Annotated in this window: 6 protein-coding genes; 3 read left to right on the forward strand and 3 right to left on the reverse strand. The window is 32.0% G+C overall.

The annotated features are described in order from the left end of the window. Window positions 1-236 precede the first annotated feature (236 nt). Window positions 237-4202 (forward strand): hybrid sensor histidine kinase/response regulator, encoded by a 3966-nt coding sequence (locus NYQ10_RS17260; protein ID WP_289877462.1) that lies wholly within the window; start codon window positions 237-239, stop codon window positions 4200-4202. A 26-nt stretch (window positions 4203-4228) separates the two neighbouring features. Here the strand turns inward: NYQ10_RS17260 and NYQ10_RS17265 are convergent, their stop codons facing one another. After that, window positions 4229-4762 (reverse strand): hypothetical protein, encoded by a 534-nt coding sequence (locus tag NYQ10_RS17265; protein WP_289877463.1) that lies wholly within the window; start codon window positions 4760-4762, stop codon window positions 4229-4231. Window positions 4763-5500: 738 nt separating this feature from the next. Here NYQ10_RS17265 and NYQ10_RS17270 point away from each other — a divergent pair. After that, window positions 5501-6481, forward strand: coding sequence for a helix-turn-helix transcriptional regulator (locus NYQ10_RS17270; protein ID WP_289877464.1), 981 nt, complete (start codon window positions 5501-5503; stop codon window positions 6479-6481). A gap of 34 nt (window positions 6482-6515) precedes the next feature. Beyond that, a complete protein-coding gene (locus tag NYQ10_RS17275; protein ID WP_289877466.1) occupies window positions 6516-7508 on the forward strand; it encodes a helix-turn-helix domain-containing protein in 993 nt (330 codons plus the stop codon). 79 nt (window positions 7509-7587) lie between these two features. Here the strand turns inward: NYQ10_RS17275 and katG are convergent, their stop codons facing one another. Together katG and NYQ10_RS17285 are read right to left on the reverse strand one after the other, a co-directional pair. Continuing rightward, on the reverse strand, window positions 7588-9858 hold the full coding sequence (gene katG, locus NYQ10_RS17280; RefSeq protein WP_289877467.1) for a catalase/peroxidase HPI: 2271 nt from the start codon (window positions 9856-9858) through the stop codon (window positions 7588-7590). A gap of 352 nt (window positions 9859-10210) precedes the next feature. After that, window positions 10211-13000, reverse strand: coding sequence for a M16 family metallopeptidase (locus tag NYQ10_RS17285; RefSeq protein ID WP_289877469.1), 2790 nt, complete (start codon window positions 12998-13000; stop codon window positions 10211-10213). Window positions 13001-13256 lie beyond the last annotated feature (256 nt).

The following is a 13256-nucleotide window of genomic DNA, read 5'->3' on the forward strand; positions in this document are numbered from 1 at the left end:
TAATAATTTTAAACACAATAAATTATGATATGTGAATTAATGATCCAAATAGACTAAATTAACCACTAAAGTCTTGGACCTTTTGTTTCAATTCTTAAGCAAAACTATTCATTTGATGTTCCAACCTCCAAAAACCAGTAAATTGGGATAAATAGTCACTTTTATGAGACGAATTGAACATATTTGAGAATCCATTTTACGATTCTAAGTACTATATTTAAAACAAATTAAATCGTGTGAAAAATAAATTATCAGTCGTATTGTTTTTATTGGTGAGTTGTCTTACAAACGCTCAGAATTACTATTTCAGGCATTATCAAGTCGAAAATGGTTTGTCTAATAATTCTGTTTTAACTTCTCTTCAGGATAAAAAAGGTTTTATGTGGTTTGGGACAAAAGATGGTTTGAATCGTTTTGACGGATACGCATTCAAATTGTTCCAAAATGATCCAAACGACCCTAAAACATTAGGCAGTAATTTTATTCAATGCCTGCATCAATTAAATAATACGATTTGGGTTGGAACTGATAATGGGCTTTTCAAATACGATCAAAATGATGAAAGTTTTGAGCTTCTTGAAACAACTATCAATAAATCAATTCAAGCAATTGAAGACGATAAACAAAATAATCTTTGGTACATTGCCAACGGAATTTTATATAAATATTCGCTTCAAACCAAAGAGAATTTCACTTATGAACCGCAGAAAAATTTCAACGCTATAACGCTTACCAAAGATGCGCAAGGTTCTATTTGGTTTGCAACTTATAATAATCTGTTTAAATACGACAAAAAAAATAATTCGTTTGTAAAATTTGAAATTACAGCACCTTTTACCAATGGTTTGCCTTTTATTATCAACATTATAAAATCGTATACTTCAAATGAGATTTTAATTGGAACCCAAAATCATGGCGCGCTTGTTTTTAATTTGAAAGATGGCAGTATTAAACGTCTTTTTGTTTACAGCGAAAAATCACTTTACATTAGAAATTTCATCAAAAATGGAAATGACGAATTATGGATGTCTTCAGAAAATGGCGTTCATATTTATAATTTAAAAAACAAATCGTATGCTGTTCTTCGCAAAAGTTATAATAATCCTTACTCGCTTTCTGACAACGCTGTTCATTCTTTAACCATTGATAATGAAGGCGGAATATGGATTGGAACTTATTTTGGTGGCGTTAATTATTTTCCAAAACAATACACTTCATTCAAAAAATATTTTCATGTTGTGGGAGAAAATTCCATCAGCGGAAATGTAATTCGAGAAATTCACAAAGACGATTATAATAATTTATGGATCGGAACAGAAGATGGCGGTTTGAATAAACTAAGTCCGAATACTGAAAATTTTCAAAACTTCAAATCTGACGGAAGTTCACAGAGTATTTCATACAATAATATCCACGCTATTCTTCCTATAAAAGATAAACTCTGGATTGGCACTTTCGAACATGGTTTGGATGTTATGGATATTAAAACTTCAAGAGTTGTAAAACATTATTCTACAGGTCAAAATGGCGGATTAAAGAGTAATTTTATTTATAAATTATATCAAACAAAATCTAAAGATTTATTGGCTTTATCGGCTTTAGGAATTCAGAAATTTGATGCACAAAAAGATCAATTTATAGAATTTTCGCCTTATCCTGAAGGTTATTTTTTCACTTCTTTTCTGGAAGATAAATCAGGGAATTTATGGGCTGGAACTTATCGCGACGGACTTTTTTGCTATAATCCGAAAACGAAACAAAAAGTGTTCTACAAAAACGATCGAAAAAACAATAACAGCTTGAGCAGCAATGCCATAAACTATATTTTTCAAGACAGTAAAAACAACATTTGGATTGCGACAGAAAACGGTTTGAATTTATTTGATGTAAAAACAAATGCTTTTAAAAGATTTACCAAAAAAGACTTTTTGCCAAGCAATTTAATTTTTACCATTCTCGAAGATTCAAAAAACAATTTATGGATTTCGACTTCTAAAGGTTTGGTTGAATTTAATGTAAAAGCCAATAAAATGACGGTTTACACCAAAGCAAATGGTTTATTAAACGATCAATTTAATTATAGTTCTGGTTTTAAAAGCAATAATGGAACGATGTATTTTGGAAGCGTTTACGGACTGATTAGTTTTAATCCGGATACTTTTCAGAAAGACAAATCTAAAACGCCAATTTTAATTACAGGACTAAAAATCAACAACATAGAAGTTGACGTCAATAAAAATGATTCGCCTTTATCGCAATCTATTACACTAACCGACAAATTAGAATTAAAAAATAATCAATCTTCTTTTAGCATTGAATTTGGTTCTTTAAACTACAATTCTTCCGATATGACGCAATATTGGTATAAAATGGAAGGAATTAGTGACGAATGGATTCCGCTTGGCAAAAAGCATCAAGTCTTTTTTACGGAACTTCCTTCGGGAAAATATACTTTTAAGGTAAAATCATACAATAGCAATAAACTTTATAATGATGAAACTGCAACTTTAGAAATCAGGATTTTACCGCCATTTTACGCTAGTACATTGGCTTATATTCTATATTTTGCTTTAGGATTTGCGTTGGTTTATTATGCTTTGAGATATTATCATCAATACATTCAACAGAAAAATGACCAAAAAATTAAATACCTGAATAATCAAAAAGAAAAAGAAATCTATAATGCTAAAATTGAGTTTTTTACCAATATTGCGCATGAAATCAGAACGCCTTTGACATTGATCAAAAGTCCGCTAGATAAAGTTCTTAAAAAAGCCAAACAAATGCCCGAAATTTATGGCGATTTGAGTATTATGGAGAAAAATACTTCTCGTTTATTGCATTTGGTTTCGCAACTTTTAGACTTTAGAAAAACAGAAACGGAAGAAGTAAAACTGACTTTTGTAAAAGTGAATATTAACGAGTTAATGCAAAATACTTATGTTCGTTTTAGTCAAGTTATTAAAGAGAAAAATATTGATATTGAATTAAACTTAAGCTCAGAAACAATCTATGCTTATGTTGATGAAGAAGCACTAAAAAAAATAGCTGGAAATGTACTTAACAATGCTATAAAATATTGCAGAAAAACGATAATTGTCAATTTAGAAAAAGACGATGCTTATTTTAAAATTGCCATAAAAAGTGATGGAATTCGAATTCCAGAAAACTTGAAAAATAAGATTTTTGAACCTTTTTTTAGAGCACCAGAAACTATCAACATTACTGGAACCGGAATTGGATTATCATTATCTCATTCGCTTGCAGAACTTCACTCGGGAACTTTAAAGTTGGATACTGCCGAAAAACAATACAATAGTTTTGTTTTGGTCTTGCCTATTCATCAAGAAAAACATTTTGACTTTTATCAAAACGATGAAAAACAAAAACGCAAAAACAAAGAAGAAGAATTAATTGATGAAATGGCAAATACCAAAACTACAATTCTGGTTGTAGAAGATAATGTTGATTTACTTGAATTTATTGCTAATGATTTAGAAGAAACTTATCACGTTTTAAGAGCAAAAAATGCGCATGAAGCTTACGATTTTATAGAAAACAATACAATACAGTTAATTGTGAGCGATGTAATGATGCCTGAAATTAGTGGTTTTGAACTTTGTAGAAAAATTAAAACTGATTTACAGTCCAGTCATATTCCTGTAATTTTGCTTACCGCGAAAGACAATCTGAATTCTAAAATTGAAGGACTTGAAGTTGGCGCTGATGCTTATATCAGTAAACCTTTTTCTATGGAGTATCTAAAAGCGCAGGTCGAAAACTTGATTGAAAACCGAAGAAACTTAATGGACTTTTACTCGAGTTCTCCTCTTTCTCATTTAAAAAGTGTGGCACATAGTCAGATCGATGAAACTTTCATTAAAAAATTGGATGAAATTATCAATGAAAATTTATCGAATACGGAATTAAGCGTAGAAATTTTGGCCGAAAAAATGGCTATGAGCCGTTCTACTTTTTATAGAAAAATAAAAGAAATAACCAATTTGAATCCGAACGAACTTATCAATATTGCGCGATTAAAAAAAGCGGCAGAATTGCTTAGTATTGGTCAGCACAAAGTATATGAAATTGCTGAAATAGTAGGTTATAATTCGCAAACAACATTTGGACGTAATTTTCAGAAACAATTTAAAATGACGCCTACAGAATATGCGCAAATAAATGATAGCGGTACAAAGTAAAAAAGAATTATAGCAAAATATAATTGCTACACTTTTAAAACCTGGATAACATTTTTTTCTAGAAAATCTACCAATTCCTGCATTTTTCTAAATTCGCAGTTTTTGGTAGATATTGAAATAATGTATGCATTTTGCTCTTTTAAGTAAAGAAATAAAGAATCTTTAGTTAGAATTACTTTATCAATTTTAGACCATTTATGCGTCAGCTCTATAAAAGGCGAGCAAATACAAATATCTGTGTAGTTAAAAACTAGTTTATATTGTCTTTGAAATTTATCAAACTTTAATAGTCGCTTTATTATTCTATAAATCATTTTAGAAATAAAATCAACCGTTAACATCTGAATGATTACTATTAAAATGATAAATATTAAACTTTTTATCAACCATTCTGCTTGAGAATCTGTATTAATAAAATCTAAAATGACGTAAAGGCTAAATACGACAGAAAAAGTGCAAAAGACAATATTATGAAGCAAATTTTCAATATACATCTTATTCAGTTTTTTTATTTCAGAATTCTTTAGTTGGAATTCTAATAAAAAAGCAACTTTACTCATAAATTTTATTGTTTGGAAATTCTATTTTCTGCACAAAAATATTATAGAATAAATTCTTTCTTTGGATGCATAAGATTTTAAAATATCAAAATAAGACTTTTTAACTTCGGAAAAGTACCATAAAATCAAAAGGCCTCAAAAAAGGATAAAACGTATTATTTTTCATAAAAAATTATATTTAAAAAAATACCTTACAAAGGCATAATTATAGCACTATAAGCTAAAAACGTAATTTATATTTAGTTTATTTTCAAATAATTAACAAAAAATATTTTTTAAGATTAAGCTGTAAATTATATATATATATTTGATGCAGATTTATAATTTATCAGAATATTTCTTATCATAAAATATAGTCTAAATACAGTTTTTTAAAGAAAAAAGAATAAACTATTTTGTATATATTAAAAACAAAAACTACCTCAGATACGGCCAGATTTTACCCAAATTTTTTTCTAGAATATTTCATAAAAGAAATTACAAAAAAAACAATTTCGTATCATTTCTGTTGCCAAATTTTACCAATCGAATTACCGACATTAAAAAAGTGAAATCTAATTAATGAATATAAAATAAACCATTTTTTTATACGGATAATTCGTGAATAGCTTCTAAAATTATAACCACCATAGAAGTATTATTCATTTAAAAAAACTACCACCTTAACCAAAACAATTGAAAATCAGAAATTTATTAAAAAAATTTTCTTAACTTTATTATCAAACACATCATTTTCAATTGAAAACAATCGAACATTATTACAGCGCAGATTTAAATTGGGTTGAAAATTTTGCGGCCCAGCTAGGAGGAAAAGTTGAAGGCAATTTCATTACTGCTTCTGAAGATATTCAGACAGGAATACGCTATTTTTTAGAATGCCAAGAAGGAATCATTGCTTATTATATTGATGTTGAATACAAAAAGAACCTTCATCTTATCCAAAAAAATATTGATAAAGATTTTATTGGTTATTACTACAATCTTACAGACGGAGAAGCCACAGTTTCAACACATAATTTCATTTATAATGTAAGCCGCTGGCAATATAATTTATCCGTAATAGACGGAACTTTAGATTCAGAATACAACGTTAAAAGAGGAAGTAAAACTTTTGCTTTACTAATATTTATAAAAAAAGGAATAATTGAATCTTACATTAGAGAACATAATATAAATCTGCCTGATGTAAAACAATTGATTGATCCTACGAAAAATACTGTTATACGCTTTGACAGAATGAGCAACGAGAGTTTTCATTTACTGCACGATCTTCGAAAATTAAAAGTCGGAGGTCCTGTATTTGATTTAAATTTAGTTGGCACCGTTCATCTTTTAATTTCAAATTATCTTAAAAAGATTTCGAAAAATCGTATTATAATGCAAACGGTTAACCAGCAGGATTTAAATACAATTATTTCAATTCAAATTTATATGATTGAGAACATTATGCATCATTTTCCTAGTATTAAGTCATTATCAGAAAAGGCGAATATGTCTGAATCAAAATTCAAAAATCTTTTTCTCAAGATTACCGGAAATACACCAAACGTTTTCTTTATGGAAAACAAACTACTGCGTGCCAAGGAGATGCTGCAAGAGAAGCAACTAACAATTTCTGAAATATCCGACAAGCTTAATTTTACAAATAATTCTTATTTCGCTTCAAAATTTAAAGAACACTTTGGAATGTCTCCCAAAACATTTGTAAAAGAATTATAAAAAAGGTTATTAAATATTCCTAAAACCATTTATCATGAAAAAGATATTTCATTACTACAGTTTAGATACTGAATGGTTATATAAGTTTGCAGAACAAGTTGACAGCAAAGTAGTAGATAATTCTACGATAGTTTTTCCAAAAGAAATTGGCAAAGGACATTGCTATTTTACACAAATAACAACTGGAGTTTCTGTTTTTTTTATTGATATTAACTTAGAAAATCCCATAAAGATATGCAGGCAATCGTCTGAAAATGAATTGTATATTTTTCATTACGATTTAAGCGAACATGTTAATTTAATTAAAATCAATAATAAAGATTATGAAATTGGCTCTTATGACAAACTTGATCTGGCTATTATTGACAATCAAATTGAAAGTTCTTATAAACCGGCTCTAAATGAGCGAACATTTGCATTGCGCATACTTGTTGATAAAAAACTGTTAACTGATTTTATAAATAAATTTAAAAAGAAAGAATATAAAAGTCCGCCAAAAGGAGAATCTGAAAAACAGGTTTTTTATCACTATGGCAACATCGATAGTAATAGCGCCTTACTTATTCAATCTCTTAAAACAGTTTCTATTTATGACTTATCATTTGAATCTTTTCTAAAAGGGATTTCACTCAAATTGTTAGGTAATTTTTTTAATCGTTTTTACGAAGTTGAAAATAAAAGCAAATTAACTGATATTGAAAGTAATGCTCTAAACAAAACTCGTGATTATTTATTAGATAACATACATGGACCATTTCCTTCGCTAATTTTTTTGGCGGCAATGGCAGGAATGTCTGAAACAAGATATAAAGCAAAATTCAAGGAATGTTTCAATATTACACCAAAAAACTTTTTTATTGAACAAAAAATGATACGTGCAAAAGAACTTCTGCAAAGTGGAAAATATAATTCTCTAACTGAAATAGTTTATGAACTAAACTACACAAAATTAAGTTACTTTACCTCAAAATACTTCGAACTTTTTAATAGAAGACCTATTGATGATTTTATAAAAAACAGAACATAAATCAATTTTCTTTAGATAAATTTAAACATAAAAAAAGACGCCTAAATTAGGCGTCTTAAAATGATATTTTTTAGTGAGATTATAAGTTAAATCTATCTAGATTCATGACTTTATTCCATACTTTAATAAAGTCGTTGACAAATTTTTCATGTGCATCAGTACTTGCATATACTTCTGCAATGGCTCTTAATTCTGAATTAGATCCAAAAACAAGATCTGCACGAGTTGCAATCCATTTAGGCTGTCCTGTTGTCCTGTTGTTTCCAGCATATAGTTCTTTATCATTTGAAACTGCTTGCCATTGTGTATTCATGTCTAGCAGATTTATAAAAAAATCATTCGTTAGCTTTCCTGGTCGATCTGTAAAAACGCCATTTTTTGAACCATCGGCATTAATGTCTAATACTCGAAGACCACCTAAAAGCACAGTCATTTCGGGAGCCGTTAAAGTCAATAAATTAGCTTTGTCTATAAGAAGTGCTTCTGTTGCTATAGAAGATTTTGTTTTTCTGTAATTTCTAAAACCATCAGCTTTAGGTTCTAAATATCCAAATGATTCAATATCTGTTTGTTCTGAAGAAGCATCCATTCTACCTGGTGTAAAAGGTACTTTAACAGAATATCCTGCATCTTTAGCCGCTTTTTCAACTCCAGCTGTACCTGCCAGAACTATTAAATCTGCCAATGAAACTTTTTTTCCATCGTTTTGTGAAGCATTATATTCAGATTGAATATTTTCCAATTTACTTAAAACCTGAGCAAGTTTAGAAGGATTATTTACCTCCCAATCTTTTTGTGGCGCAAGTCTGATTCGTCCGCCATTGGCACCTCCACGTTTATCCGAACCTCTAAAAGTCGAAGCTGATGCCCAAGCCGTAGCAACTAATTGAGATATAGTTAAACCTGAATTTACTATTTTCTCTTTCAGTTGGTTAATATCATTTTCATCTATTAATTTGTGATTTACTGTTGGAATAGGATCTTGCCATAATAATTCTTCTTGCGGAACATCTGGCCCTAAATAGCGCTCACGAGGTCCCATATCACGATGCGTTAATTTAAACCATGCACGCGCAAAAGCATCTGCAAACTGATCTGGATTTTCTAGAAAGCGGCGTGATATTTTTTCATACTCAGGATCTAATCTTAACGATAAATCTGTAGTAAGCATAGTTGGAAGATGTTTTTTTGTGCTATCAAAAGCGTCTGGAATAATAGCATCTGCATTTTTTGCAACCCATTGATTTGCGCCCGCAGGACTTTTAGAAAGCTCCCATTCAAATGCAAATAAGTTTTCGAAAAAATTATTACTCCATTGAGTTGGCGTTTTCGTCCAAGTAACTTCAAGTCCGCTTGTAATTGCATCAGCGCCTTTTCCAGAACCATAACTATTTTTCCATCCAAATCCCTGTAATTCTAAATCAGCGGCTTCAGGCTCTTTATCTACATGGTCTGAAGGAGCGGCACCATGCGTTTTACCAAAAGTATGTCCGCCTGCAATCAATGCAACTGTTTCTTCATCATTCATAGCCATTCGTCCGAATGTATCTCTAATATCTTTTGCAGCTAAAATAGGATCAGGATTTCCGTCTGGACCTTCAGGATTTACATATATTAATCCCATTTGAACAGCTGCAAGTGGTTTTTCTAGATTTCTATTATGAACTTTTCCATCGGCATCATCATCGGATGAAACAACTCCATGATCTTTAGGCACACCTTCAGAACCATTCGCGTAACGTTCGTCACCGCCTAACCATGTAGTTTCAGAACCCCAATAAACCGATTCGTCTGGTTCCCAAACATCTGCTCTACCTCCAGCAAATCCAAATGTTTTAAAACCCATTGATTCTAGAGCAACGTTACCCGTTAATATCATTAAATCTGCCCAAGAAATTTTTTGTCCATATTTTTGTTTTATGGGCCAAAGAAGTCTTCTTGCTTTATCAAGACTGACATTATCTGGCCAACTGTTTAAAGGTGCAAACCTTTGTTGTCCTGCTCCTGCTCCACCACGACCATCATGTACACGATAAGTTCCAGCACTATGCCATGCCATTCGGATAAATAGACCGCCATAGTGACCAAAATCGGCTGGCCACCAGTCTTGCGAATCAGTCATAAGATCATGAAGATCTTTTTTTACTGCTTCAAGATCAAGACTTTTAAAAGCTTCCGCATAATCAAAATCTTTGCTTAAAGGATTAGATAATGTTGAATTCTGTCTCAAGATATTCACTTTTAGCTGTTTCGGCCACCAGTCGTTGTTTTTAGTACCTGATGCCGCTTGATTATCAATGCCACCATTATGAAAAGGGCACTTGCTGATGTCGTTTGATTGGTTCTCCATAGTTCAAAAGTTTTTTTACTAATTTACAAAGTATATAAAGAGGATGTTACTAGTTAATATCATTAATAATTCTTAGCTGATAGATAAAATTTATTCTATCTGCCACTAATAATAAAAGATAACAATTTCACGAATAGATTAATGACTGTCTTAATTGTTTTTTGTTTTAGTTTTTATTAAAGTTAATACATTTAAATAGAATTTTTAGACTTCTTATTTCTGCAGATTTCAGATTTAACTTCTTTTTATGATGTTTTCATTCCATATATAAATTGTTTTTTCAATTCATGATGTTATAAAAAAAAGCAACCCTAAGGTTGCTTTCTTAAATAATAATTATGGAATAAATAACTTATTTCAAAGGATTCCCGTCTTTGTCTAAAGAACCCGATTTGATGATAATCATTTTATCCAGTTTCACATATTTTTTAATGGCATCGTTTACCTGCTGCAAAGTTGCTTTTTGGATATCATTCGGATATTGTTCAATGTAATTTGGTTCCAATCCTCTTTCGATAAAATTCAGAATCGTTCTCGCCATTCCGTTTGTGGTTGACATTCCGACTTTAAAGCTTCCGATAAGATTGGTTTTCTTGTTTTCCAATTCCGATGCCGTAATTCCTTCTTTTACCCATTTGTCAACTTGAACCATAGTTGCATCAAGCCCTTTCTGGAAAAGATTTGGATTAAATGAAGCATTTACAAACCAATAGCCTCCAGTTTCAATATTTCCTCCCAAACCGGAAGAAATGTTATAAGTAAGTCCGTCATTATCACGAACAGTCTGCATTAAACGGCCTGCAAATCCAGCGCCTAAAGTATAATTTCCGATGTAGAACGGAATATAATCGGCATCGGCTCTTTTTAAACCTGTAAATTGTCCAATATATAATTCTGCGCTTGGCTTTTCTGGAATTGTAACCACTTCCGTTTTTGAATCTGATTTTGAAGCTTCCTCAAATTTCAGTTTTTCCGTAACGCCGCCATTCCAGTTTTTGAATGATTTTTTTAGGGAAGCATTTAAATTGGCACCGTCCGTATCTCCCACAATTACCAGACGCATAGAAGCCGTTCCGAAATATTTTTTATGGAAAGCCTTCACTTCTTCCAAAGTCGCTTTTTTGATGTTTTCGATATTGTCTTCAACGCTTAAGCTGTAATTTGGATTTGTTTTCGGATAAATCGCCTGAGACAAAGCGATATCGCCTCTTTCGCCAGGATCGTTCAGGCTCTGCTGCGTGTTTCCTATAAATTGCTGTTTTAAATTTTCGAATTCTTTAGCATCAAATAATGGATTTTTCAATTCTTCAGCCAATAAAGCAATTACCTGATCCAAATCTTTTTTCAGGCATTTGAATCCGATGTTGATTTTGAAAGTGGAAGCGTTTACATTTAAATTAACGCCCAGTTTCTGAAGCTTTTCTGAGAACTTGAATTTGTCATTAAGCGTTGTTCCTTTTGAAAGCATTGAAGCCGTTAAAGCAGGAATAATGTCATTTTTAGTTTCGCTTGCATAATTTCCTAATGAAATGCTCGCTGCAACAGTCACAAAATCTTTTGCCGAAGTTTTCACGGAAACCACATCAATTCCTGAAACTTTTTCTCTTTTAAAAGCCGATGCCGATTTTTCAATTGCAGTATCATCAAAAGCTGTTTCTGGATTATTTTTTCCTTCTAAAGAAATAGCTGCCGGACTTTCTTCATGCGAATGATCATTTTCTGGATGTCTGTAGTAAAACGGACCGTTTTCTTCGATAAAATTATTTGCTTTGGCTGTGTCTTTATTTTGAGGACTAGACTGTTTCGGAATAAAATATCCTGTTGTGCTCTGGTCTTCAACCAGATATTTATTGGCTACACGCAGAACATCGGCTGGAGTTACTTTTTTCAAACGGTCAACTCCTGTAATATAATCTGTCCAATCGCCCGCAGCAATCGCTTCGTTTAATGCCGATGCAATTACTCCGGAACCATCGCGAGCCAAAATCGTTTGGGCGCTGATTTTTGCCACAACGCGGTTTACCTCATCTTGGGTTACGCCTTCTTTTTGGATTTTCGCCACAACTTCGCTGATTTTCGCATCAATATCTTCGTGTTTTGAAGTCGTCGGAAATCCAACCCCGATTGTAAATAATCCAACTTCTTTAAAGTCTGTTGCACTTGCGTATGAATAAATTCCTAAACGGGTGTCAACAAAAGTTTTGTTCAGAATTGCAGAAGGTCCATTTCCGATAATTTGAGCTAGAATTCCTAAAGCAGGAAGATCTTCGTGCAACGCTCCAGGAATTTTATACGCTTTGTTTATAACACCAAGTTCTCCAGGTTTTCTAACTGTAATTTTACGCGGACCATATTGCTGAGGCTCTTCCGTGTAAGGCTGCGGCATTGCGTGCGGTGCTTTGGTGATTTTTCCGAAATACTTTTCGATCAGTTCAAAAACGTTCTCTTTTCTGAAATCTCCGATAATGGTCAGCGTTGCGTTATCTGGCCAATAATAGGTATTGTAGAAATTCTTCAAAACCTCAATCGGCGCTTTTTCGATATCAGATTTCCACCCAATTGTAGAATGGTGATATGGATGAGCAATATAAGCCGAAGCCCAGATTTCTTTATCCAACAGACTATTCGGATTATTTTCGCCACGTTCAAATTCGTTGCGGACTACCGTCATTTCTGCTTCTTTATCTTCTTTAGTTAAAAGAGAATTTCTCATTCTGTCGGCTTCAATCTGGATTGCCAATTCGATTTTATCGCTCGGAAGCGTTTCAAAATAATTGGTTCTATCATACCAGGTTGTGGCATTCAGTTGCGCTCCGGTATTCTGAAGAACGTCCGTAATTGTATTTCCATTTTTTTTGTTGAAAGTTGGAGTTCCCTTAAACATCAAATGTTCCAAAAGATGCGTCGATCCCGTGTTTCCCAATACTTCATGTTTAGAACCCACGCGATATACAATCTGCACCGTTGCAACAGGAGAAGCATTGTCCTGCAGAAGCAGAACGCTCATTCCGTTTGGCTGGTACAGATATTCTTCGATTCCGCCCAGTTCTTTGATTTTCTTAAAATTAACCGATTTGTTCTGCGCTGAAATTAGGGTGCAGAATGCAAGCGAGCAGTAACCCAAAAAGATGTATTTTTTCATGTTTTATAATTAAGATTATTTTTAGTTTGCAGTCGCAATTTACGGTTTTCAGTTTTCACTCAGACCGAAAAATGAAATTTAAACTAGAACAATTTAGTTTATTTCCTTAAAATATGCTTTTACTAACAATGATGATTCTTTGGAAATCATGACCGAGAATTCTCGATTGCTGATTTTTTTAAATTCTAATTTTTCACGCCAGTATTTCTTAAATAATTTCAATGGTTTCATAATGTCTCAGAATTTATAGTTTTTT

The sequence above is a fragment of the Flavobacterium johnsoniae genome, assembly GCF_030388325.1.
Taxonomy (GTDB): Bacteria; Bacteroidota; Bacteroidia; order Flavobacteriales; family Flavobacteriaceae; genus Flavobacterium; species Flavobacterium johnsoniae_C.